The 21995-nt window shown below is 67.4% G+C and carries 21 protein-coding genes; 9 read left to right on the top strand and 12 right to left on the bottom strand.

Features of this window, described 5'->3' with window-relative positions; genetic code table 11:
• Nucleotides 1-106: 106 nt before the first annotated feature.
• Nucleotides 107-1054: a DMT family transporter gene (locus tag IV113_RS04485; protein WP_291081278.1), complete on the bottom strand. Its 948-nt coding sequence runs from the start codon at nucleotides 1052-1054 to the stop codon at nucleotides 107-109.
• Between the two features lie 96 nt (nucleotides 1055-1150).
• On the opposite strand from IV113_RS04485, the gene IV113_RS04480 reads away from it, so the two are divergent.
• Nucleotides 1151-1945 carry a helix-turn-helix transcriptional regulator gene (locus IV113_RS04480; RefSeq protein ID WP_291081276.1) on the top strand — a complete coding sequence of 265 codons (795 nt, stop codon included), beginning with the start codon at nucleotides 1151-1153 and terminating at the stop codon, nucleotides 1943-1945.
• A 3-nt stretch (nucleotides 1946-1948) separates the two neighbouring features.
• On the opposite strand, the gene senA is transcribed toward IV113_RS04480, so the two are convergent.
• Nucleotides 1949-3142 carry a selenoneine synthase SenA gene (gene senA / locus IV113_RS04475; RefSeq protein WP_291081274.1) on the bottom strand — a complete coding sequence of 398 codons (1194 nt, stop codon included), beginning with the start codon at nucleotides 3140-3142 and terminating at the stop codon, nucleotides 1949-1951.
• Here senA and senB point away from each other — a divergent pair.
• From senB to IV113_RS04455, 4 genes are read left to right on the top strand one after another with little or no spacing between them, the layout of a single operon-like run.
• Entirely contained in the window at nucleotides 3141-4109 is a 969-nt protein-coding gene (gene senB / locus IV113_RS04470; RefSeq protein WP_291081272.1) for a selenoneine biosynthesis selenosugar synthase SenB, read from the top strand. The genes senA and senB overlap by 2 nt on opposite strands.
• 48 nt (nucleotides 4110-4157) lie before the next feature.
• Nucleotides 4158-5231: a selenide, water dikinase SelD gene (selD, locus tag IV113_RS04465; RefSeq protein WP_291081270.1), complete on the top strand. Its 1074-nt coding sequence runs from the start codon at nucleotides 4158-4160 to the stop codon at nucleotides 5229-5231.
• A gap of 3 nt (nucleotides 5232-5234) precedes the next feature.
• Nucleotides 5235-5618 carry a RidA family protein gene (locus IV113_RS04460; RefSeq protein WP_291081268.1) on the top strand — a complete coding sequence of 128 codons (384 nt, stop codon included), beginning with the start codon at nucleotides 5235-5237 and terminating at the stop codon, nucleotides 5616-5618.
• Nucleotides 5615-6310, top strand: a complete 696-nt coding sequence (locus IV113_RS04455; protein WP_291081265.1) for a haloacid dehalogenase type II — start codon at nucleotides 5615-5617, stop codon at nucleotides 6308-6310. The genes IV113_RS04460 and IV113_RS04455 overlap by 4 nt, the downstream gene beginning before the upstream one ends.
• A 21-nt stretch (nucleotides 6311-6331) precedes the next feature.
• Here IV113_RS04455 and IV113_RS04450 read toward each other — a convergent pair whose 3' ends face one another.
• The gene (locus IV113_RS04450; protein ID WP_291081263.1) at nucleotides 6332-7165 is read right to left on the bottom strand and encodes a DUF4399 domain-containing protein; all 834 of its coding nucleotides are present in this window, start codon (nucleotides 7163-7165) and stop codon (nucleotides 6332-6334) included.
• Nucleotides 7166-7249: 84 nt separating this feature from the next.
• Between IV113_RS04450 and IV113_RS04445 the strand changes: the two genes are divergently transcribed.
• Nucleotides 7250-7660: a low affinity iron permease family protein gene (locus IV113_RS04445; protein ID WP_291081262.1), complete on the top strand. Its 411-nt coding sequence runs from the start codon at nucleotides 7250-7252 to the stop codon at nucleotides 7658-7660.
• On the opposite strand, the gene IV113_RS04440 is transcribed toward IV113_RS04445, so the two are convergent.
• The 3 genes from IV113_RS04440 to IV113_RS04430 form a co-directional block, all read right to left on the bottom strand.
• Nucleotides 7633-8817, bottom strand: coding sequence for an FAD-dependent oxidoreductase (locus tag IV113_RS04440; protein ID WP_291081260.1), 1185 nt, complete (start codon nucleotides 8815-8817; stop codon nucleotides 7633-7635). The two genes, IV113_RS04445 and IV113_RS04440, sit on opposite strands and share 28 nt — an antisense overlap.
• Before the next feature lie 111 nt (nucleotides 8818-8928).
• Nucleotides 8929-9459 (bottom strand): DUF2231 domain-containing protein, encoded by a 531-nt coding sequence (locus tag IV113_RS04435; RefSeq protein WP_291081258.1) that lies wholly within the window; start codon nucleotides 9457-9459, stop codon nucleotides 8929-8931.
• Between the two features lie 97 nt (nucleotides 9460-9556).
• Nucleotides 9557-11719: a bifunctional TVP38/TMEM64 family protein/FAD-dependent oxidoreductase gene (locus IV113_RS04430; RefSeq protein WP_291081256.1), complete on the bottom strand. Its 2163-nt coding sequence runs from the start codon at nucleotides 11717-11719 to the stop codon at nucleotides 9557-9559.
• Nucleotides 11720-11870: 151 nt separating this feature from the next.
• Here IV113_RS04430 and IV113_RS04425 point away from each other — a divergent pair, with 151 nt between their 5' ends.
• The gene (locus IV113_RS04425) at nucleotides 11871-14585 is read left to right on the top strand and encodes an HAD-IC family P-type ATPase (protein ID WP_291081254.1); all 2715 of its coding nucleotides are present in this window, start codon (nucleotides 11871-11873) and stop codon (nucleotides 14583-14585) included.
• Between the two features lie 69 nt (nucleotides 14586-14654).
• Here the strand turns inward: IV113_RS04425 and IV113_RS04420 are convergent, their stop codons facing one another.
• Genes IV113_RS04420 through IV113_RS04400 form a run of 5 tightly spaced genes read right to left on the bottom strand, consistent with a single transcriptional unit; the run spans nucleotide 14655 to nucleotide 20023 of the window.
• Complete coding sequence (locus IV113_RS04420; RefSeq protein WP_291081252.1) at nucleotides 14655-15869, bottom strand: AAA family ATPase; 1215 nt, start codon at nucleotides 15867-15869, stop codon at nucleotides 14655-14657.
• Nucleotides 15870-15917: 48 nt separating this feature from the next.
• The gene (locus IV113_RS04415) at nucleotides 15918-16523 is read right to left on the bottom strand and encodes a CDP-alcohol phosphatidyltransferase family protein (RefSeq protein WP_291081250.1); all 606 of its coding nucleotides are present in this window, start codon (nucleotides 16521-16523) and stop codon (nucleotides 15918-15920) included.
• Nucleotides 16513-17163 (bottom strand): ATP-binding cassette domain-containing protein, encoded by a 651-nt coding sequence (locus IV113_RS04410; protein WP_291081248.1) that lies wholly within the window; start codon nucleotides 17161-17163, stop codon nucleotides 16513-16515. Before IV113_RS04410 ends, IV113_RS04415 begins: the two co-directional genes overlap by 11 nt.
• Nucleotides 17160-18833 carry an ABC transporter permease gene (locus IV113_RS04405; protein ID WP_291081246.1) on the bottom strand — a complete coding sequence of 558 codons (1674 nt, stop codon included), beginning with the start codon at nucleotides 18831-18833 and terminating at the stop codon, nucleotides 17160-17162. Before IV113_RS04405 ends, IV113_RS04410 begins: the two co-directional genes overlap by 4 nt.
• Entirely contained in the window at nucleotides 18809-20023 is a 1215-nt protein-coding gene (locus IV113_RS04400; protein WP_291081244.1) for an ABC transporter substrate-binding protein, read from the bottom strand. The genes IV113_RS04405 and IV113_RS04400 overlap by 25 nt, the downstream gene beginning before the upstream one ends.
• Nucleotides 20024-20151: 128 nt before the next feature.
• On the opposite strand from IV113_RS04400, the gene IV113_RS04395 reads away from it, so the two are divergent.
• Nucleotides 20152-20733, top strand: a complete 582-nt coding sequence (locus IV113_RS04395; protein WP_291081242.1) for a sigma-70 family RNA polymerase sigma factor — start codon at nucleotides 20152-20154, stop codon at nucleotides 20731-20733.
• Entirely contained in the window at nucleotides 20730-20939 is a 210-nt protein-coding gene (locus IV113_RS04390; RefSeq protein ID WP_291081240.1) for a zf-HC2 domain-containing protein, read from the top strand. Before IV113_RS04395 ends, IV113_RS04390 begins: the two co-directional genes overlap by 4 nt.
• A gap of 4 nt (nucleotides 20940-20943) precedes the next feature.
• Here the strand turns inward: IV113_RS04390 and ftsY are convergent, their stop codons facing one another.
• On the bottom strand, nucleotides 20944-21969 hold the full coding sequence (gene ftsY, locus IV113_RS04385) for a signal recognition particle-docking protein FtsY (RefSeq protein ID WP_291081237.1): 1026 nt from the start codon (nucleotides 21967-21969) through the stop codon (nucleotides 20944-20946).
• Between the last annotated feature and the right edge of the window lie 26 nt (nucleotides 21970-21995).

Below are 21995 nucleotides of genomic sequence, written 5' to 3'. Positions count from 1 at the left end.
CGGGAATGTCAAGGAGCAGACAAACCCTGTCTCTCGCCCATCATGCGCCGCAGCGCGCCCGCTGGCGCTGTGTCCTCTCAGGCGCGAGGTCGGTTCGTGACGTCCATCACTGTCGCGCGCTGAGTGGTCCTGCGCCCCAGCGCCACCACAGCTGGCCGAACCATGCGTGACCACTCACCAGCACCACCCCGGCGAGCACCAGCAGGGCGCCGGTGAGGAAGCTGGACTCGATGGGTTCGTTCAACAGCCAGGCACCCAGCACCACGCCGAACAAGGGCGTGAGGAACGACAGCACACCCAGCCGCGACGCCAGGTAGTGGCGCATCAACCAGAACCAGACCAGGAAACTGACAAACGCCACCAGCACCGACTGGAACGCCAGAGTGGCCCACACCATGGGCGTGGGGTTGAAGGTGGTGTGCCCCATGAGGAAGGCCGCCGGCAGCAGCAGCGCGAAGGCGCCGAGCAGCTGGTAGAGCAGGATCTGCGTGGCCGGCAAACCGCTCAGGCGCGTGGTGCGGATGACGACCGTGGTGGCGCCCCAGGCCACCCCGCCCAGCAGTCCCAGCAGGTCGCCCCAGAGCATGCGCGACCAGTCCTGGTTGCCCTGTGGGTCGCGCAGCAGGAAGGCAATGGCGATGCCCGCAAAGGCCATCAGGATGCCCAGCCACTGCGCCGGCGCCAACCGCTCGGACGGCAGTTTCCACTGCAGACCCAGGGCCGCGAAGATCGGCGCGGTGTAGAGAAACACCACCATGTGAGCGGCCGAGGTGTGGCCCAGCCCTTCGCCCACCAGCAGGAATTCCAGGCCGAACAAGGCACCGGCCACCGCGCCGGGTTTCCACGCGCCACCGGCCAGCAGCGAGCCTTCGCCCTGGCGCCACATGAGCAGACCGACCAGTGCCGCGGCGATGCCCGAACGCACCGCGATCTGCAGGATCGGCGAGAAGTCCTGTGCGGTTGCCTTCAGCGCGATCTGCTGCAGGCTCCAGGTGAGGCAGAGCACGACCATGAGGCCGATGGCTCGGGCGTCGAGGGCTTGTCGGGTGTCCACAGGTGCAATCGGGGGTTGATCGGAGGGTGATTGTCCGTTTGACTGCTGCGCAGCAGATAACGAAAATCAGACAAACCATCCCCCCGGACCGTCAAAATGCCCCGCGCCCGCGCCCCCGCCAGACATTTGCAGACCGCGCCATTCACCGACGCACTGCCCGGAGAAATCGTCTTCCGCGCGGCGCAGATGCCCGCCGACGCGGCGTACCCGCACCACCGCCACCACTGGGGCGAGTTCGTCTACGCCTTCAGCGGTGTGATGGAGGTGCAACTCGCCACCGAGCACTATTTGATTCCGCCGCAATACGGCCTGTGGTTGCCGCCGGACGTGGACCACACCGGTATGAACCGTCAGGAAGCGTCCTTCTGTTCGGTCTACGTGGTGCCCGAGCGCGCGGACCGCATGCCAGCCCAGGTGTGCGCCCTCAGCGTCAGTCCCTTGCTGCACGGCTTGCTGGAGCATCTGCGGCAGACACCGCCCGCGCTGGCGCAGGGCGCGTCGCACGACCGGCTGCTGCAGGTGGTGATGGACCAACTGGAGGTGGCTCCGGTCACGGGCAGCTATCTGCCCGCCTCGGATGACCCGCTGCTCGCGCCCGTGCTGCGGGCGCTGGAAGCGGCGCCCGGTGATCCACGGTCGGTGGCCGATTGGGCGGCCTTCGTGCACACCACCGAACGCACGCTCATGCGCCGCTGCCAGAGCCAGCTGGGCATGACGCTGGCCGAATGGCGGCAGCGGCTGCGCGCGGTGAAGGCCATGGCCCTGCTGGAAGCCGGGGAGAAGGTGGAGCACATCGCCCAGGACCTGGGCTACGCGTCCACCTCGGCCTTCATCGCGATGTTCCGCCGCTTGACCGGCGTGACACCCGACGTCTACCGCAAAGGTCGATGAGGCTCAGGCGCGCGCGCTGCGAAAGCCCGCAAAGATGTCATTGCGTTCCGCGGTGAAGTAGTTGCGGTACCTGGGGTGGCGCATGCGCGGGTGGGTCGCGGTGCTCGCGCCCTTGAGCACCGGGCGGCCGTCGAACCAGGGTTGGGAGTAGTCCAGGTAGGGGTGGGGCGCGAAGCCAGGGAAGGGTGCGAAGGTGCTCGCGGTCCATTCCCAGACCTCGCCCCAGGCGAAGCCCGGCACCGTGTGCGCGGCCACTTCCCACTCGGCTTCGGTCGGCAGGCGCCGCCCGGCCCAGCGGCACCAGGCGCGTGCTTCCTGCGCGCCGAGGTGGCAGGCCGCGGCCTGCAGGTCCAGCGCTTGCCAGGTGCCGAAACGCTGCACCTGCCAACCGCCGGGTGTTCGCCGCAGGTAGCGCGGCACCGCGGCCAGGCCAGCGTCCACCATCGGCAGGTAGCGCGCCCAGGTGACGGCGCGTGTGTCGATCTCGAAGGCGTTGACCGCCACCACGTGCGCGCCGAGTTCGTTGTCGAAGGCAAAGCCCGGGCCGACCCAGCCCAGGCGCCAGGCGGTGGCGGGCACGCTGGCTTCGCCAGGCTCCACGTGAACGGCCATGGGCCGGTGGCCCACGTCGATGCCCAGCGCCTGCGCCATGTAGACGCCCGCCTCGGCGTGCATGTCTTCGTGGAACAGGGCGAGGCGGAAGAAGTAGAGGCCGGTGTCGTCGTCGGGGGCGTCGCGCAGCAGCGCCAGCGTTTGATCCAGACTGGCCGAGAGGTCGGCTCGTGTGGCGTGGGCATCTGGCAGGTCCAACTGCCAGCGCCGGTCGTGCGGCACGGCGCTGGAGTCGTAGAGCGCATCGGCGTCGATGCCACGCAGGCCCTGGCGCGCGGCGCGGCGGGCCACCAGCGGGTCCGCCTGCACGCCGCTTCCGAGCTGCGGGTTGCGAGCGATCCACCAGTCGGCAAACCAGCCGACGTGTCCCAGCTCCCACAGCGGCAGGTTCAACTCGGGCGTGCAGGGCACGCGCAGGGCGGGGCCGAGCGCCGCCTCCAGCGCCGCGAACTGCCGCAGCGTGCGCTCGCGCGCCTCCACCAGCGCACCGGCCAGCGTTGGCCCGCCACCGTGGCGGGTCATGTCCGCGGTGGACAGCGCGCCCGCAGGTGCATCGCACACAATCGACGACCGGTTCACATCCATGAAAAAACCTTCCCTGTGCATCGTCACGCCGGCCGTGGCCGAAGCCAACAACGGCAATTGGCAAACCGCGCGCCGCTGGGCGCGCATGCTCTCGGGCCATTATCGGGTGAGGGTGGCGCAGGCGTGGTCCGAAGGCGATGAGGGCGATGTGTTGCTGGCCCTGCACGCGCGGCGCTCGGCCGCATCGGTGGCCGCGTGGGTGCGGGCGCATCCCGATCGCCCGCTGGTGCTGGCGCTGACCGGCACCGACCTCTACCGCGACATCGCGTCGGATGCGAGCGCCCAGCGTTCGCTGGCGCTTGCGCACCGGCTCATCGTGCTGCAGGAGCAGGGTCCGCTGGCGCTACCCGAGGCGCTGCGCGACAAATCCCGCGTGGTGTTCCAGTCGGGCACGCGCCGCCAGACACTGGCCAAGACCACGGCGCACCTGCGGGTGGTGATGGTGGGCCACCTGCGCGACGAAAAATGGCCGCAGACCCTGTTTGAAGCGGCGCGCCTGCTGCGCGCTGACGAGGGCATCCGCATCGACCACATCGGTGCCGCGATCGACCCCGCACTGGGCGAGGCTGCCCGAGCGACCGCGCAGGCCTGCCCGCACTACCGCTGGCTCGGTGGCCTGCCCCATGGCGCCACGCGCTCGCGCATGCAGCGCGCCCACCTGCTGGTGCACACCAGCCGCATGGAGGGCGGGGCCCATGTGCTGATGGAAGCCGTGCTCGGTGGCACGCCCGTGCTGGCCTCGCGCATCGACGGCAACGTGGGCATGCTGGGGGCCGACTACGGTGGTTACTTTGCGCCGGGCGATGTGCCGGCACTGGTGCAGGCCTTGCGCGCCTGCCGTGCGGGCATGGGCGAGCCGGCTGGCAGGCTGACCGCCCTGCACGCACAATGTGAAGCCCGCGCGCCGCTGTTCGATCCGCGCATCGAACGGACCACCCTGCTGGCCCTGTTGCACGAGCTGCACTGAGCCCTGCGCACCGATCAGCACCGATTTCCCTTCTCTCTGGAGACACCCATGAACGCACCCATCCCCACCGCCGCCACCCAACCCCGCCTCACCAGCCTCTCGCACGGCGGCGGCTGCGGCTGCAAGATCGCGCCCGGCGTGCTCAGTGAAATCCTGAAAGGCACGGCGGCCATGCCGATGCCCAAGGAGTTGCTGGTCGGCATCGAGACGGCGGACGACGCGGCGGTCTACCAGCTCAACGACGAGCAGGCACTGATCGCCACCACCGATTTCTTCATGCCCATCGTGGACGACCCGTACGATTTCGGCCGCATCGCCGCCACCAACGCCATCAGCGACGTGTACGCCATGGGCGGCACGCCCATCATGGCGCTGGCCCTGGTGGGCATGCCCATCAACGTGCTCTCCACCGAGACCATCGGCAAGATTCTCCAGGGCGGGCAGGACGTGTGCCGCGCCGCCGGCATTCCGATCGCGGGTGGCCACACCATCGACTCGGTCGAGCCCATCTACGGCCTGGTGGCCCTGGGCCTGGTGCACCCCAAGCGCGTGAAGCGCAACGCCGACGCGAAAGTGGGCGACCGCCTGATACTGGGCAAGCCGATTGGTGTGGGCGTGCTCTCGGCCGCTTTGAAGAAGGACGCGCTGAGCGCTGAGGGTTACGCGCAGATGATTGCCAACACCACCAAGCTCAACACCCCCGGCCCCGATCTGGCCGCACTGGACGGCGTGCATGCGCTCACCGACATCACCGGCTTTGGCTTGGCCGGCCACGTGATGGAAATGGCGCGTGGCTCCAACACCACCGTGCGCATCGACATGGCCCGTGTGCCGATGATCGCTGGCGTGCGCGATCTCGCCGCCGCCGGCATGGTCACCGGTGCCTCGGGCCGCAACTGGGCCGCCTACGGCCACGAGGTGCGTTTGGGCGACGGCCTGCAGCCAGTGGACCAGGCCCTGTTGTCCGACCCCCAGACCAGCGGTGGCCTGCTGGTGGCCTGCGATCCCGAAGCGGTGGACGCGGTGCTGGCGATCTTCGAGAAGCACGGTTTTGCCGGCGCCGCCGACATCGGCGAGATCGTGGCGCCCGCCGCCGAAGGCGTGCGCCTGGAAGTGCGCTGAGCCATGGAGCGCCAACGCATCAGCTCCGGCTCGCCGTTTGAAGAGCAGATCGGGTATTCGCGTGCCGTGGTCGCGGGTGACTGGGTTTTCGTCTCCGGCACCACGGGTTTTGACTACGCCACCATGAGGATTTCAGACAACGTGGTGGAGCAGGCCGAGCAGTGCATGCAGAACATCGCGGCCGCGCTCAAGCAAGCGGGTTCCAGCCTGGACGACGTGGTGCGCGTGAACTACGTGCTGCCCATGGGTGCCGACTTCGAAGCCTGCTGGCCGGTGCTGAGAAAACACCTGGGCACAGCGCGCCCGGCGGCCATGATGATCACCGCGGGCCTGCTCGATCCGCGCATGAAAATCGAGATCGAGGTCACGGCCTTCAAACGCCCATGACCCACGCCCCCATCCTCGCCTTCGACATCTTCGGCACCGTGGTCGACTGGCACGGCAGCATCGTGCGCGAGGTGGCTGCGCTGTATCCGCAGGTGGATGCCGATGCCTTTGCGCTCGCCTGGCGCGCGGGCTACCAGCCGGCCATGCAACGTGTGCGCTCGGGTGAACTGGGCTGGACGCTGATCGACGATCTGCACCGCCTGATCCTCGACGACCTGTTGCCCACGTTCGGCCTGACCTCACTCACCGAAGCGCAGAAGCGGCACCTCAACAAGGTCTGGCACCGGCTCGACCCGTGGCCCGACACGGTGGCCGGGCTCACGCGCCTGAAGGCGCGGCACACCATCTGCAGTCTGTCCAACGGCAACATCGGCCTGCTCACCAACATGGCCAAGCGCGCAGGTCTGCCGTGGGACTGCGTGCTCTCGGCCGAGGTGTTCCGTGCCTACAAGCCCGACCCCGCCACCTACCTCGGCGTGGCTCGTGTGTTTGACGTGGAGCCGCACGATGTGATGCTGGTGGCCGCCCATCAGGAAGACCTCGCGGCGGCACGGGCTTGCGGCCTGCGCACGGCCTACATCGAGCGGGCGCTGGAGTTTGGCGCGAAGCACCCCAAGGACGTGTCGCCCGATGCGGCCAACACGTTTCACGCCCGCAGCCTGGTGCACCTGGCCGAACAACTGGGCTGCTGAAGGCCGGTCAGCGCCGCTGGATCATTCGACGCGCACCGTCGCGCGCGCCGGCTCGATCAGCGTCTTGCCGGGGTTCAAGTTGTCCATCAGATCCAGCTGAAGCGCGTAGTTGCCGGCGGGGGGCGCCAGCCACACCTCGGTCTGGCCTTCTGGAAACTCGAGAACGGCGGGCGTGCCGCGGTTGCCTTCGGGTGTGGCGGTCAGGCGGAAATGCCCGGTTCCGGGGATGCCTTGCGAGCGGTGAGCCACTTCGAGTGCCGACGCATGAAATTGCACACGCATCGGGTTTCTCAGCGTGGTGCGGTCCAGCCCGATGGACAGGCCCTTGACCGACAAGGTCTTGGGGTCAACGCCGGTCTTGCGTGTGACCGTGATGCGCGTCGGCTTGCTGAAGACGAAGTGCGGCAGGTGTTTCTGGTCGGCCAGCAGCATGCGCAATGTGTAGGTGCCCGGCTCCAGTGTGAGCACGGATTCCATCTGCCCCTTGCCGAAGTGGATGTACTGCTCGTTGAACGGGAGGGCTTCCTTGAAATTCAAGGGCAGGTCGCGGTTGATCAGCAGGTGGTGGTGACCGCTGCGGGCCCGGCCCGGCTGGGCGATGGGCGCCAGCCCCCAGCCGCCGGTGAGGCCGAACTTCACCACGAACGGCGTTTCGATCTGGTCCCCGTCCTTGAGGTTGGTGAAGTAGGCCTCGGCCGTCAACCGCGGAGGAGCCGCCTGCCACGGATGGGCCTTCGGAGCGCCCGCTGCGATGGCGGGTGGTGCAGCGGCGGGCTGCGCATGGGCAGGGAGGGCAATCAGGAAGGTCGTGATCGACAGCAGTGAGATCACGAGTCGGTGCAGGGAAGTGGACATGGCGTTGTATGGTCGGGTGACGAAGCGGTGAAGAATGCTGCGGTTGGCGGCGGACCGCCCCCACGTTACAGGAGGAATTTCAACATGAACAATCGGGCCTGGTATTCCAACTTTGCGAAGAGCATTGCCCGGACGAGCGGGCGTCCCAAGACCTTCATGCTCGCCGCTGCGGTGATCGTGGTCTGGTTGGTCACCGGGCCGCTGTTTGGTTTCAGCGACACCTGGCAGCTAGTGATCAACACCGGCACCACCATCGTCACCTTTCTCATGGTGTTCCTGATCCAGAACACGCAGAACCGCGATTCCGAGGCTTTGCAGATCAAGATCGATGAGTTGATCCGGGCCACCAAGGGCGCGCACCTCGCGTTGCTGGACCTTGAGGAACTCGAGCAGGACGAGCTGGACGCATTTCGCCAGCGTTATGAGGCCCTGGCTGCAGCGGCTCGCAAGGCGCTGGAGCAGGGCCATCAGGACACCGGTTCGCCGGAGGCCTGAGCGGCCCGGCCCACGCGGTAGCGCTCGATGAAACCGCGGTCGATGCGGTCTTTCCAGCGCCAGACCCAGGCGCCCTCCAGGCTCAGGGCTCCATAACTCGCAATGGCGTGGCCGGTGCCGCACGACAACAGGTTGAGCGTGTTTGTCGGCGGCTGGTGTGGCTTGAGGGGCTTGCGCTGGTGAAACGCCAGCAGGTTGTGCGCCAGCGGCGGGCCGGCGCGCACCGCGTACACACCACTTCTGGCGTGCGGTCCATCGGCTCGGCTGGCCACATCGCCTGCGGCAAACACATGGGGATGGCTGGTGCTTTGCTGAAATGCGTTGACCAGCACCTGCCCGGATGCCGACAAGGCCAGACCGCTGCCCTGCAGCCAGGGTGGTGCGTGGGTGCCGATGGCCAGCAGCGGCACGTCGCAGGCCAGCCGCGCGCCGTTGCCCAGCATCACCTCGCCTGGACCAATGCCCACACAGGCTTCGCGCAGCACGGTGATGCCGCGCCGCTTCAACTGGCGCAGCACCTTGCGTTGCACCGCCGGCCGGTAGTTGTCGGCCACCTCCGGGCCACCGGTGATGAGCGTGAAGCGTGCGCCCGGCATGCCCTGCTCGCGAATGCCCTGCTCGGCGGCGAAGATGAGTTCGATGCCCGCCGCACCCGCACCCACCACCGCGAGCGACACCGGCTTTTGCTGCGCGAGTGCCAGCACCTGGGGCCAGAGCTGGGCGAAGGCCTCAATGGGGCGCACGGCGAGTGCATGAGTGGCCGCGCCCGGCATGTCGGTTTCCAGGCGGGCGCGGTCGATCACCGCGCCGGTGTCGATGGACAGCTCGTCAAAGGCCAGTGAAGCGGGCACGCCTTGCGCGCCGCCTCCAGCCGCCACGCTCACGGTATTGGTCGCCGGATCGATACCGGTGCAGCGTCCCCGCACCCAGCGCGCGCCGGCCGCGCGCACCAGCGGCTCCAGTTCAATGCGGCAGTCGGCCTCGGCGTAGTGGCCGGCCACGAAGCCGGGCGTCATGCCGCTGTAGGTCTGGTGGGCATAGGGCGTGAGCACCGTCACGTCCAGATCGGCGGGGCGGTGTTGCGTCAGGCTGGCCAGCACATGCACGTGGGCATGGCCAGCGCCGAGCAGGAGGAGTTTCTTGATGCCGTGGTGCATGGGAGGATTCTGATGGACGGAACCCGTCAGACCAGAAAAACTTCAAGCGGCCAACTCCTGCGGGATCGGGCGCGATTGAACATGCCGTTTTGTCGGCGATCTTTTCCAGGATCAGGAGCGTCGCTCTCTGGCGGGAGGGTCAACAGAAGTTTCAGGCGGTGGTGCCGGGGCATCGACGGCAGCGCCCGGGTCTTCTTCTCCGGCCACAGATGCCAGGAAACTGGCGGCGTCGGCGTCGGTGTCGGCGTTCGGACGGCCCAGCCAAGCGGTGCCGAGCATGGTGACGCCACCCAGCAGGCTCAGGCTCAAGGCAGATACCGGGGGCGGCTCTCCCGCCCCGCGGAGGAACCAGCTCAGCGCGAACAGGCCAACCGCCACCGCCATGCCCACGCCGTGCAGGGCGCCCACCCGGTGCGCGCGCGTCCCACGGGGGTTGTGACGCCAGTCGAGCCAACCCAACGGCGCAGCCACGAGGCCACCGAGCAGGCCCAGGCCCAGCAGCCAGTAGGCCAGCTGAAAAATCCGCGCGTTCCAAAGGATGGCGGCCATGTCCACCAGCACGGAGCTCAGCAGCAGCCCGGCGGTAAACATCACCACCATCTGGAACAGGGAGTGCCCCACGAGGTTGACAGTGCGGTTCATGTCGTAGTCCTCCTGTCTTGGTCTGGCAAGCCACGTTCCCGTCGATCTTGTCGGTGTGCAACCTGTCGTCGTCGAGAAACGTCGCTGGCAGGTCTTGTCATCCGCGCCGCCAGTCGTGGAACCGGCCCACCCATTCCAGCAGCCTGTGCGGCGCGTGCGCGCGTTTCCATTCGCCGGCCGCGTATTTGTTGGCTTCGGACAGCGTGGGGTAGGTGTGGATGGTGCCCAGGATCTTGTTCAGACCCAGGCCGTGTTTCATGGCCAGCACGTACTCGGCCAGCAGGTCGCCCGCGTGTGTGCCAACGATCATCACGCCCAGGATGGTGTCCTTGCCTGGCACGGTGAGCACCTTCACGAAGCCGTGTGCCTCGCTGTCGGCAATGGCACGGTCCAGGTCGTCGATGCCGTACTTCGTCACCTCCACCGCGATGCCTTGCTCCTTCGCTTCCTGTTCGTTCAAGCCCACGCGCGCCACCTCGGGGTCGATGAAGGTGGCCCAGGGGATCACGCGGTAGTCGGCCTTGAACTTCTTGAAGTCACCGAACAGCGCGTTGACCGCCGCGTACCAGGCCTGGTGCGCCGCCACGTGGGTGAACTGGTAAGGCCCGGCCACGTCGCCGGCAGCAAAGATGTTCGGGTAGAGCGTCTGCAGGTACTCATTGGTCTCCACCGTCTTGTTCGTCGGGATGCCCAACTCTTCCAGACCATAGCCGGTGAGGCGCGCGCTGCGGCCCACGGCGCACAGCAGTTCGTCGAATTCGAACCGCTGCTCAGCGCCGGCGTGCTCCACCACCAGTGCCTTCACGCCGCCCGTGGCCTCCACCCGCAGCGCCTTGTGGCCGGTGCGCACGTCCACGCCGTCTTTCATGAGCGCCTGGCGGGCCAGCTCGCTCACCTCAGTGTCTTCCCGCGCCATCACGCGCGGTGCCATTTCCACCTGTGTCACCTGAGAGCCCAGCCGCGCAAAACTCTGTGCGAGTTCGCAGCCAATGGGTCCACCGCCCAGCACCACCAGGCGTTTGGGCACTTCGTCGAGTTCGCCGAACTTCTCCCACAGGGTGTCGCTGGTCACGTAGCCACTGTCTTCCAAACCAGGCAGGGGCGGCACGAAGGGCCGCGCACCGGCGGCAATCACGATGCTGCGGGTGGTGAGGGTCTGTTTGCTGCCGTCGTTCAAGGCAATCTCCACGGTCCATGGGTTCACCAGCTTCGCGTGGCCTTGCAGCACCTCCACACCGAGGCCCGTGTAGCGCTCCACGCTGTCGTGCGGCTCGATGGCGCGCACGATGTCCTGCACGCGCTGCATCACCGCCTTGAAGCTGAAGGTGGGTGGCGTGCTGTGGAGACCGTAGGTTTCGCCATGGCGCATCTGGTGGGCGAGCTTGGCGCTCTTGATCAGGGCCTTGCTCGGCACGCAGCCGTAGTTCAGGCAGTCGCCGCCCATCTTGTGGGACTCGACCAGCGTGACCTTGGCCTTGACCACCGCCGCGATGTAGGCCGACACCAGGCCGCCCGCACCGGCGCCGATCACGATCAGGTTGCGGTCGAATCGCGCGGGCTTCACGCTGGCCCAGCGCGCATACACCTTGCGCTTCTGCAGCAGGCCCACGATCCACTTCGCGATCAGCGGAAACACGCCCAGCAGCACGAACGAACCCAGCAGCGCCGGGCTCAGGATGCCCTGGAGCGAATCGATCTGCGCCAGTTGCGTGCCCGCGTTCACGTACACCAGCGTGCCGGCCAGCATGCCGACCTGGCTCACCGCGTAAAAGGTCAGCGCCTTCATCTTGGTGAGGCCCATCACCAGGTTGATCACGAAGAACGGCACCACCGGAATCAGCCGCAGCGTGAACAGGTAGAACGCGCCATCCTTCTCGATGCCGCGGTTGATCTCGGCGAGGCGGTTGCCGAACTTCGCTTCGATGCTGTCGCGCAGCACGAAGCGCGAGACCAGAAACGCCAGCGTGGCGCCCAGGCTGGAGGCAAACGACACCAGCGGCGTGCCCCACCACAGGCCAAAGATGGCCCCACCGGCCAGCGTGAGGATGGCCGCGCCGGGGAACGACAGCGCGGTCACCACCACATAGAGGGTGAAGTACGCCAGCGAGACCTTCAGCGGCTCGGCAGCGTAGAGCGCCTCGAAGTTCGCCTGGCTTTGTTTGAGGTAGTCCAGGCTGAGGAAGCGGCCCAGATCGAAAAGGAAAAAAGCCGCAATGCCCAGCAGCACCACGGCCAGCAGCAAGATTTTTCGAAGGGTCACGACAATTCCAGTGTGGGTTTGCAACCTGTCGGTCGCCGGGGCCGATGCATTCTTACACCAACCCCAGGCGCTCGCCGAGTTGGCCAGGCTGGACATGTTCCCTTTGACGTGAGTCATGGCCCGGGAAGTACCACCCGGTTAAGGTGATCCCATGGTCACAGCCCAAACCGCTGAATCCGGCACCGTCGCAGCGAAACCCTGGCACGCACTCGATAGCCGAGATGCGTTCGAGAGTCTGCGCAGCACCGACACCGGCCTCACCCCCGCCCAGGCCGCCGAGCGCCTGGCGCAGCACGGCCCCAACCGCATCGAACGGGTGGCGCACACCGCCCTGTGGGTGCGCGTGGTGCGCCAGTTCAACAACCTGCTGATCTACGTGCTGCTCGTGGCCGCACTCGTCACGTTCTGGCTGCGCGACTACCTTGATGCGGCGGTGATCCTGGGTGTGGTGGTGATCAACGCCCTGATCAGCTTCGTGCAGGAAGGCAAGGCCGAGCGTGCACTGGATGCCGTGCGCGCCATGTTGGCCAGCCGGGCCACCGTGTTGCGCGGAGGCGACCGTCACGAGATCGATGCCGCTGACCTGGTGCCCGGCGATGTGGTGCTGCTGGAATCGGGCGCGCGCGTGCCGGCCGACCTGCGGCTGCTGCGCACCAAGAACCTGCGCATCGACGAGGCCGCGCTGACCGGCGAGTCGGTGCCCGCCGAGAAAGACACCGCACCCGTGGCGCAGGATGCGCCGCTGGGCGACCGCTTGTGCATGGCGTTTGCCAGCACCACGGTGGCGGTGGGACAGGCCAGCGGCGTGGTGGTCGCCACGGCCCACCAGACCGAGATCGGCAAGATCGGTGCGCTGGTCTCGGACGTGAGCAACCTGGCCACGCCACTGACGCGCCGCCTGGACCAGTTCGCGCGCCGGATCACGCTGGTGATCGGGGTGGTGAGCGTGATCACGTTTCTCTACGGCACCTACATCGGGGGCCTGCCCCCGATGGCGCTCTTTCTGGCGGTGGTGGGGCTGGCCGTGGCGGCCATTCCCGAAGGCCTGCCCGCCATCGTCACCATCACCCTGGCCATCGGCACTGCGGCCATGGCGCGTCAGCGCGCGGTGGTGCGGCGCCTGCCCGCGGTGGAAACGCTGGGATCGGTCAGCGTGATCTGCACCGACAAGACCGGCACCCTCACGCGCAACGAAATGACCGCCGTGCGCGTGATGCTGGCCGGGCGCACGCTGGACGTGACCGGCGCGGGCTACGCGCCCGAGGGTGGCTTTCACCAAGGTGGATCGGCACTCGATCCGATGCAGGAAGCCGACCTTCAACGCCTGGCCCGCTGCGCGCTGCTCTGCAACGACGCGCAACTGCACCACACGCCGGCCGATGGCTGGGTGCTGGCGGGCGACCCCACCGAAGGCGCGCTGTTGTCGATGGCGCGCAAGGCCGGCCTGGACCCGGCGCACGAGGCCGCGCTCACGCCGCGCCTGGACGACATTCCGTTCGAGTCCGAGCACCGTTTCATGGCCACGCTGCACCACGACCACGCCGGGCGGGTGTTCGCGTTGCTCAAGGGCGCCCCCGAGCGCGTGCTGTCGCTGTGCGTGAACAACGACCGGGGCGCTCCGCTGAACAGCGCAGCCTGGCAGGTGCGCATGGACGAGGCTGCTGCCGAAGGCCAGCGTGTGCTGGCCTTGGCCGAATGCGAGCGGCCGACGGGGACAGTGTCATTGAGCATGGGCGACATCACGCCCCGCTTTACGCTGCTGGGTCTGGTGGGGCTGATGGACCCGCCGCGCCCGGAGGCCGTGGTGGCGGTGGCCGAGTGCCAGCGCGCCGGCATCCGCGTGGTGATGATCACCGGCGACCACGCGGTCACCGCGGCAGCCATCGGCCACAAGATCGGCTTGCGCGATGGCCGGCCACTGACCGGTACCGAGATCGACCGGCTCGACGATGCAGCGCTGAAAGAGCGGCTGGAGCAGACCGATGTGGTGGCGCGCGCCAGCCCCGAACACAAGCTGCGCCTGGTGGCCACGCTGCAATCCGAAGGCAAGCTGGTGGCGATGACGGGTGACGGCGTGAACGACGCACCCGCGCTCAAGACCGCCGACATCGGCGTGGCCATGGGGCAGCGCGGCACCGACGCGGCGCGAGAGGCAGCCGACCTGGTGCTCACCGACGACAACTTCGCCACCATCGCCGGCGCGGTGCGCGAGGGCCGCACCGTGTTCGACAACATCAAGAAGTCGCTGCTGTTCGTGCTGCCCACCAACGGTGGCGAGGCCGGGTTGATCCTGCTCGCGGTGTTCGCCGGGCTGGCCATGCCGGTCACGGCAGCGCAGATCTTGTGGATCAACATGGTCACCAGCATCACGCTGGACATCTCGCTGGCCTTCGAGCCGGCCGAGCGCGGCGTGATGCAGCGTCCGCCGCGACCGGCCAGTGAACCCCTCATCACGCGCTGGATGCTGACACGCGTGGTGTTCGTGAGCCTGCTGCTCATGGGCGCCTGTTTCTTCGTCTTCAACTGGCAGCTGGCGCGCGGTGGCAGTCTGGAGATGGCGCGCACCACCGTCATCAACATGATGGTGGTGGGTGAAATTTTCTACCTCTTCAATGTGCGGCATTTCACCGCCAGCGGCCTGACGCGGGAGACCTTGCTGGGCAACCCGGTCGCGGTGTGGACTTGCGTGATCACGCTCGTGCTCCAGCTGCTGCTGACCTACGCGCAGCCCATGCAGCAGCTGTTCGGAACCGCTGCGCTGGATGCCGCGAGCTGGGGCGTCATCGTTGCGCTGGCGGCTGGCCTGTTCGTGGCGGTGGAGGCCGAAAAGGCGTGGCTGCGGTACCGCGGCGTGCACCGCATCTGAGTAGCTGCGGTAAACCAGAATCGTTCCCTTGGCACCCCGCGGTTGCTGACGTGGACCCGCGGCAGCGAATCAATCGGCAGCGAACCAGCTCTCCAGTGGCAAACCACCGGTGCCGAGCACCAGAGGCCGCGTGCCGGGAAATGCGGTGGTGAATGCGTTCAGTCCGGACACGTTGCCCCGGAGCATGCCGCTCTTGACTTCCAGCGCGAACAACTCGCGGCCCTGGCGCAGCACGAAATCGACCTCGCGGCCACTGTCGTGCCAGTAGTGGATCAAGGGTTGGGTGGTGCTGTGACTCACGTGCCGGGCCAGCAGCTCCGCGCCCACCGCGCTCTCCACCATGCGGCCCCAGAGCTCGGGCGTGGACCGCAAGCGCTCGAATCCGAAGCCCTCAGATGCCGCGATGGAACCCATCAGCGCCGTGTTGAACACCTGCAGCTTGGGACTGGAGGCGCGCTGCCGGAGCACTTGTCCCGCGTACTTCTGCAGGCCGCACACCATACCCGCGCCTTCCAGCAGCTCCAGATAGTGGGCCAGCGTGGTGGTGTTGCCCGCGTCGGTGAGTTGCCCCATCATCTTCTGGTAGCTCAACATCTGCCCGCTGTAGCGGCACGCCAGATCGAAGAGCCGCCGCAGCAGCGCGGGCTTCTGCACCGGCGCCATCAGCAGCACATCTTTGGAGATGGTGGTTTCGATCAAGGCATCACGCACGTAGGTAGCCCAGCGGGTTTCGTTCTCCACCAGTGGTGCCGAGCCGGGATATCCACCGTGGAAGATGAACTGGTCCAGCGTGAAACCGAATGCTTCCCGCATCTCCCGGTACCGCCAGTGGCCCAGACGCGTCATCTCGAAGCGGCCTGCCATGCTCTCGGTCAGTCCCCTGGCGATCAACAGCGGTGCGGACCCCAGAACCACGACCCGCACATCACGACCCGCAGCCGTGTCTTCGTCCCAAAGCCGTTTGACCTCGTCGGTCCAGCGCGGGAGCTTTTGAACTTCGTCCAGCACGAGCACGCACGCTCCCGCCTGTGCGGCGAGGAATCGCGCCGTTTCCCAGTGAGTGGACAACCAGCCAGAACCCTGCAGACCGGGGTTGTCCGCGCTCACGCTGTGCTGCGCGATCGATGGGCGGGATCGATCCGATTCGAGCCTTGCCAGCGCCTGCCGCACCAGGGTGGTCTTCCCCACCTGGCGCGGGCCGGCCACCACCTGCAGGAAGCGCCTTGGCTCGCCCAACCGCTGAACGAAGTTGTTGAGTCCGTCTCTTTGAATTTCAGTGCTCATGAAAATTACTCAATGCATTGAGATATTTTACTCAATACACTGAGTAAATCAATTGAAGCGCTGCCAGCCCCAACCGATGCGCAACGCCGTGGTGATGGCGCACAGCGCCGCGAAGCCGTAGGCGATGGGCGCGAACCACTGCGGCCACAGACACATGGCCACGAAGGCGGCGATGGTCTCGGTGGCCTCGGTCAGGCCACCCAGGAAATAGAAACTCTTGTCGGGAAATTCGGTGGATGTGAGATCGCGCTTGGCGGCCACGATGGCAAAGGCCAGGAAGCTGCTGGCCGTGCCCATGAAGCTGCCCAGCAGCACGGCGGCGGGCAGCGCGTTGTGCGCCGGGTCGGCCACGGCAAACGCCAGCGGGATCGCCGCGTAGAACAGGAAATCCAGCGTGATGTCGAGGAAGCCGCCGCGGTCGGTGGGCTGGGTGAGCCGCGCGACCGCACCGTCCAGCCCGTCCATGAGCCGCGAGAGCAACAGCAACACCAGGCCCGCCATGAAGTGCTGGAAAACGATGGACAGGGCAGCGGCCATGCCGATGGCGAAGCCGATGAAGCTGAGTGCATCGGCGCCCACGCCCGCACGCACGAGGGTGTGGGCCACGCGGGTGAGCGGCGGCTTGAGGATGTGTTGAATCGCGCTATCGAGCATGGCCCAGCTCCACCACGAGTGAAGGGTCGGCCACGTCGGCCGTATCGTGCGTCACCAGCACGGCGGGCACGCCGCTTTCGCGCAGGTGGTCGAACACGAAGGCGCGGAACTGGTCGCGCAGCGTGGCGTCGAGCTTGGAAAACGGCTCGTCGAGCAGCAGCGCCCGGGGGCGCGCGAGCAGCGCGCGCATGAGCGCCACGCGCGCGCGCTGCCCGCCCGAGAGCGTGGCCGGGTCGCGTTCGCCGAAACCGACCAGACCCGCTTCATCCAGCGCTCGCGCCACCTCGGCTACCCGCTCGCGCTTCGGCCCTGCGGGCACGGCGAACAGCAGGTTCTCGGCCACCGTCATGTGGGCGAACAGCAGGTCGTCCTGGAACAGCAGGCCGATGCCGCGCTGCGCGGTGGGCAACTTTGTGAGGTCGCGCCCGTCCAGCGTCACCGTGCCTTCAAAGCGCAAGGCCTCGCTGCCCTCGGCCACGCTGTGCAGCGTGCCGGCGATGGCCGCGAGCACCGAGCTCTTGCCGCTGCCGCTGGGGCCCATCAGCGTGAGGATGCGGCCGGGCGGCACGTCGATGCGCAGGTCTTGCACCAGCGTGTGGTCGCGCGTGGCGAGGCGGTGGATGTGAACGGCGAGCGTCATGCGGCGGTGTGTCGGAATCGGCGGGGGCGGCCCAGCCAGGCGGCGAGTGCAAAGGCCAGCACGGGCAGCGCGAGCTGCAGGCCGGCATAGGCGCTGGTGAGCGAGCGCTGCCCGCCCGAGGCGAGTGTGACGGCTTCGGTGGTGACGCTGGAAAAACGGCCCGCACCCACATACAGCGTGGGCAGGTACTGCGCCACGCTGACCGCAAAACCCACGGCGGTGGCCGAGGCCAGCGAGCGCTTGAGCAGCGGCCACTTCACACGCAGCAGGAAGGCCCTGCCAGAGCGACCCAGGCTGGCGTTGAGCTGTGCGTAGCGCGGGTCAAAACCGAGGTAGGCCGGGCTGAGTGCCAGCAGCACGTAGGGCAGCACCATGAGCGTGTGGGCGATCAGCAGGCCGCTGGCCTGGCCTTCCAGCCGCAACTGCAGACCCACGCCATACAACCCCACCACCCACAACACGGCGGGCAGCACCAGCGGCAGGTAGAGCAGCGGGCGCAAGGCCTCGTCCCAGCGGCGCGGCGCCAGCTCCAGCCAGGCCACGCTCCACACCAGCGCGATGGCACTGCTGCCGGTTGCGAGCCACAGGGTGGTGAACACGGTGCCGCTGCTCTGCGCCACCTGCTGCCAGGCAGCGGTGGTGAAGCTCTGCGGCCACACGGCGGGAAACGCCCACACGCCACTGACGCTGCCCACGGCCAGCGCCAGCAGCACGACGGCGTACACACCCACCAGCAGCCACAGACCAAGTTCGGTTCCAGGTGTTCGAGCGGAGGAACCGCGCAAACCGTGGCCGTGCGCGAGTACTTTGCGCTGCAGCTGCTGCGCAGCCTGCCAGAGTGCACTGCACGCCAGCACCATCAGCGCCAGCAACACACCGGCGGCTGCGCCCTGCGCATAGGTGGCGGGGTCTGCGTCCTGCAGCCATTGCCAGGCGAGCACGGCGAGCGTGGGCGGCGACGCCGGGCCCATGACGAGCGCCATGTCGACCACGGTGAGTCCATAGGCCAGAACCGCGAGCAAGGGCCAGCGCAGGCGCGTGGACAACTGCGGCCACAGCACCAGCCAGAAGGCGCGGCGCGGCGCATAGCCCAGGGTTTGCGCCAGCGCGTGTTCGGCGCGCCAGCGTTGGCGCACGTCGTCGCGCTGCAGCTGGGTGGCGGCGGTCCAGAGCAGGAACGGAATTTCCTTGATCACGAGGGCTGCGATCAGACCCAGGCCCCAGGGGTCTTGCGTGGTGGGCCAGGGTGGTGGGCTGTCGAACCCGGTGAGCCAGGGCGAGAGCGCGCGCAGCAACCAACCGCTGGGCGCGAGCAGAAACAGAAAGCCGATGGCCAGCGCAGCGTGGGGCGTGGCCAGCATCATCGGCAGGCCACGCAGCAGGCGCGCGAGGCGATGCCGCACGAAGCCGCGCGCCAGCAACGCGGCCGCGCCCCACCAGGCCAGCAGCGTGGAGGCCAGGCCGGTCCACAACGTGAGCAGCGCGGCGTCGGGCAGCGCTGGGTCTTGCGCGAGCGCGTGCCAGGCGGCAGGGCTGCCACCGGTCTTCAGCGCTTCAAACGCAGTCCACAACAGCGGCACAGCCGCCAGCGCGAGCAGGGCGGCTGCGCCCAGTCGGCGAAGGGGGCCGTGGTGTGTCACAGGGATCACACGCCGTATCGGCGTGCCCATTCCTTCTCCAGCGGATCGACCCACGAGGCGTGGGGTTCGGGCAGCGTGGGCGCACCCCGGGTCACGAGGCCGGGCAGTTGGCCGGTCTGGAACAGGGCACGCTCGGCACTGGGCAGACGCGCCACGTCGAGCACCGTGGGGTCGCCCCAGTGCGCGATATCGGCCTTGCGCGCCTGCGCGGCGGGCGAGAGCAGGAAATTGGCCAGCACCTGGGCGCCAGGCTTGCTGCGTGCGTTGTACGGAATGGCGACGAAATGCGTGTTGCCAATCGTGCCCTTTTCATACTGCCAGCTCACCACGGAAGCGGGCAGCCGCTTGGCCGCGATCTCGTTGGCGGCTTCGTTGGGGTTGAAGGTGGTGGCCAGCAGCAGTTCGCCGTCGGCCATCATCTGACGCACCGCAGCGCCGTTCTGCGGGAACTGTTTGCCCGCGCGCCACAGGTGCGGGCGCAGCGCATCGAGGAAGGGCCACAGCGCGGCGGTCTGCGCAGCGAAGGCCGCGTCGGTCACGGGTTGGGCCAGTGCCTTCGCATCGGGTGCGAACTCGACCAGCGCCTGCTTGATGAAGGTGGTGCCGTGAAAGTCCGGCAGGCGTGGGTGGGTGATGCGCCCGGGTTGGGCGCGGGCCAGCGCCAGCAAGGCCTGCATGTTTTGCGGTGGCTGTGGCAGGCGTTTGCTGTCCGCAAACAAGGTGAACTGCGCCATGCCCCAGGGCGACTCCATGCCGTCGGTGGGCACGGAAAAATCGTTCAGCGTGGTGGGTTTGCTGGCCACGTCGACAAGCCGGAAATGGGGCAAGGTTTCGGCCCAGGGGCCGAACAGCAGGCCCTCGCGTTTCATGGCGGCGAAGTTCTCGCCGTTGATCCACACCAGGTCCACCGTGCCCTCGGCAGCCGTGCGGCCCGCGGCCTTTTCCGCGCGCACACGTTTGACCACGTCGGCCGTGTCGGTGATCTTCACGTGCTGCAGCTTCACCCCAAACCAGGCCTGTACCTGCTGCGCCACCCACTGGATGTAGGCGTTGGTCTGCTCGCTGCCGGCCCAGGCGTTCCAGAACACGGTCTGGCCCCGGGCCGCTTTTTCAATCCCCGTCCAGTCGGGCGTGGTCTGCGACAAGGCGTGGGGCAGCGCGGTGATGCCGGCGGCCAGCAACACATGGCGGCGGGTGAGGAGCGGGAGCGGTGGGTGCACGGCGTGTCTCACGGGTTCGGTGTGGAGCCAGAAGCTTAGTTCATGGCCCTGCGGTTGGCAGGCTTGCGCTTGAAGCTTGTGGCTGGTCTTTCGTCGGGCACGAGCCCGTTTCATTACACTCGGCCCCCATGTCGCCCACCACGCCTTCATTCGAACAACAGGTGGCCGATCTGCGGGTGTATCTCCTCAAATTCGCGCGCTTGCAGCTGCGCAACGACGCCTGGGCCGAAGACGCGGTGTCCGAGACCATGCTGGCCGCGATCTCGCGACCGCAGGGTTTTGAGCAGCGCTCCCAGCTCAAGACCTGGTTGGTGGGCATCCTCAAGCACAAGATCATCGACGCCCTGCGGCAGAACAACCGCGAGGTGTGCCTCTCCAGCGGCAACGACGACGAAGGTGCCGACCCGCTGGAGCAGATGGCCTTCAAGGCCGACGGACACTTCGCCGAGAAGCCCGCCGAATGGGGCAACCCCGAGCAGGACCTCAACAGCCGGCAGTTCTTCGAGGTGCTGGAGGCCTGCACCGACAAGCTGCCCGCGGTGCGGGGGAGGCTGTTCCTGATGCGCGAATGGCTGGAGCTTTCCAGCGAGGAGATCTGTAAGGAACTCTCAATGACCCCGACCAACCTCTATGTGCAGTTGCACCGGGCACGGCTGCGGTTGCGAGAATGTCTGGAACTCAACTGGTTTGCCCGCCCGACCACGCCATGAAGCCCATTTACCCGTTGCGTCGCACCTGCAGGCAAGTCTCCGCACTGTTGATTGCTCGGGAAGACCGCGCCCTGCCGCTGGTCGAGCGTATGGCCCTGCGTCTGCACATGGCGATGTGCGAGGCCTGCCCCCGCTTCGAGCGCCAGTTGCTCACCATGCGCAATGCCATGGGCCAGTGGCGCAATTACGCCGACAACGAGAGCTGAGCGCTCAGGTCAGCAGCGCCTGCGCAAACTCGCGCGCGTTGAAGGTTTCCAGGTCTTCCAGCTTCTCACCCACGCCGATGAAGTAGATCGGCACCGGCTTCTCGCGCGCGATCGCGCAGATCACGCCACCCTTGGCCGTGCCGTCGAGCTTGGTGATGATGAGACCGGTGAGGCCCAGGGTTTCGTCGAAGGCCTTCACCTGCATCAAGGCGTTCTGGCCGGTGTTGCCGTCGATGACCAGCAAGACTTCATGAGGTGAGGTCGGGTCGGCCTTCTGCACGACCCGCTTGATCTTGCGCAGTTCCTCCATGAGGTGCAACTGGGTCGGCAGGCGCCCGGCGGTGTCCACCAGCACCACGTCTCGTCCGCGCGCGCGCCCGGCGGTCACGGCGTCAAAACTGACCGCGGCCGGGTCGCCACCCTGCTGGGTGATGATTTCCACGGTGTTCCGGTCGGCCCACACCGCGAGCTGTTCGCGCGCGGCGGCGCGGAAGGTGTCGGCCGCGGCCAGCAGCACACTGGCGCCGCCTTGCGCCAGATGGCGCGTGAGCTTGCCAATGGAGGTGGTCTTGCCCGCGCCGTTGACGCCCGCGACCATGATCACGGTGGGCTTGTGCTCACCAATGACCAGCGGCTTCTGCAGCGGCGTCAACAGCTCGGTGATGGCATCGGCCAGCAGCCCCTTGACGGCGGCGGGGTCGGTGGTCTTGCTGTCTTTCACCCGGCGCTTGAGATCGGCCAGCAGGTGGGTGGTGGCCTTCACGCCGGTGTCGGCCATCAGCAGCGCGGCTTCGAGCTCCTCGTACAGGGCGTCGTCGATCTGCGTGCCGGTGAAGACCGTGGCGATGCTCGATCCGGTCTTGCGCAGGCCGTTCTTGAGTTTGTCCATCCAGCCCTGGCGCACGGGCACCGCGGCGGGTGGCGGCACGGCCAGTTCGACGGGAGGGACTACCGCAGGGGTGACTGCGGAAGGGGTGGGGGTGGCCGGTGAGGGCTCAGTGGGGGCTTTTTTGCGAAAGAACGAGAACATTTGTCCATCTCTAGAATCCATTGCAT

It is taken from the genome of Hydrogenophaga sp. (assembly GCF_018780385.1).
Lineage (GTDB): Bacteria > Pseudomonadota > Gammaproteobacteria > Burkholderiales > Burkholderiaceae_C > Hydrogenophaga.
The sequence above is the reverse complement of the archived record's forward strand: the minus strand, read 5'-3'. Positions and strand labels throughout refer to the sequence as shown.

Excerpts from the sequence above, each read along its gene's own strand:
- IV113_RS04480 (WP_291081276.1), top strand. The coding sequence starts at position 1,151 with ATGCCCCGCGCCCGCGCCCCCGCCAGACATTTGCAGACCGCGCCATTC.
- senB (WP_291081272.1), top strand. The coding sequence starts at position 3,141 with ATGAAAAAACCTTCCCTGTGCATCGTCACGCCGGCCGTGGCCGAAGCC.
- senA (WP_291081274.1), bottom strand. The coding sequence starts at position 3,142 with ATGGATGTGAACCGGTCGTCGATTGTGTGCGATGCACCTGCGGGCGCG.
- selD (WP_291081270.1), top strand. The coding sequence starts at position 4,158 with ATGAACGCACCCATCCCCACCGCCGCCACCCAACCCCGCCTCACCAGC.
- IV113_RS04460 (WP_291081268.1), top strand. The coding sequence starts at position 5,235 with ATGGAGCGCCAACGCATCAGCTCCGGCTCGCCGTTTGAAGAGCAGATC.
- IV113_RS04455 (WP_291081265.1), top strand. The coding sequence starts at position 5,615 with ATGACCCACGCCCCCATCCTCGCCTTCGACATCTTCGGCACCGTGGTC.
- IV113_RS04450 (WP_291081263.1), bottom strand. The coding sequence starts at position 7,165 with ATGTCCACTTCCCTGCACCGACTCGTGATCTCACTGCTGTCGATCACG.
- IV113_RS04445 (WP_291081262.1), top strand. The coding sequence starts at position 7,250 with ATGAACAATCGGGCCTGGTATTCCAACTTTGCGAAGAGCATTGCCCGG.
- IV113_RS04440 (WP_291081260.1), bottom strand. The coding sequence starts at position 8,817 with ATGCACCACGGCATCAAGAAACTCCTCCTGCTCGGCGCTGGCCATGCC.
- IV113_RS04435 (WP_291081258.1), bottom strand. The coding sequence starts at position 9,459 with ATGAACCGCACTGTCAACCTCGTGGGGCACTCCCTGTTCCAGATGGTG.
- IV113_RS04425 (WP_291081254.1), top strand. The coding sequence starts at position 11,871 with ATGGTCACAGCCCAAACCGCTGAATCCGGCACCGTCGCAGCGAAACCC.
- IV113_RS04420 (WP_291081252.1), bottom strand. The coding sequence starts at position 15,869 with ATGAGCACTGAAATTCAAAGAGACGGACTCAACAACTTCGTTCAGCGG.
- IV113_RS04415 (WP_291081250.1), bottom strand. The coding sequence starts at position 16,523 with ATGCTCGATAGCGCGATTCAACACATCCTCAAGCCGCCGCTCACCCGC.
- IV113_RS04410 (WP_291081248.1), bottom strand. The coding sequence starts at position 17,163 with ATGACGCTCGCCGTTCACATCCACCGCCTCGCCACGCGCGACCACACG.
- IV113_RS04405 (WP_291081246.1), bottom strand. The coding sequence starts at position 18,833 with ATGGGCACGCCGATACGGCGTGTGATCCCTGTGACACACCACGGCCCC.
- IV113_RS04395 (WP_291081242.1), top strand. The coding sequence starts at position 20,152 with ATGTCGCCCACCACGCCTTCATTCGAACAACAGGTGGCCGATCTGCGG.
- IV113_RS04390 (WP_291081240.1), top strand. The coding sequence starts at position 20,730 with ATGAAGCCCATTTACCCGTTGCGTCGCACCTGCAGGCAAGTCTCCGCA.
- ftsY (WP_291081237.1), bottom strand. The coding sequence starts at position 21,969 with ATGTTCTCGTTCTTTCGCAAAAAAGCCCCCACTGAGCCCTCACCGGCC.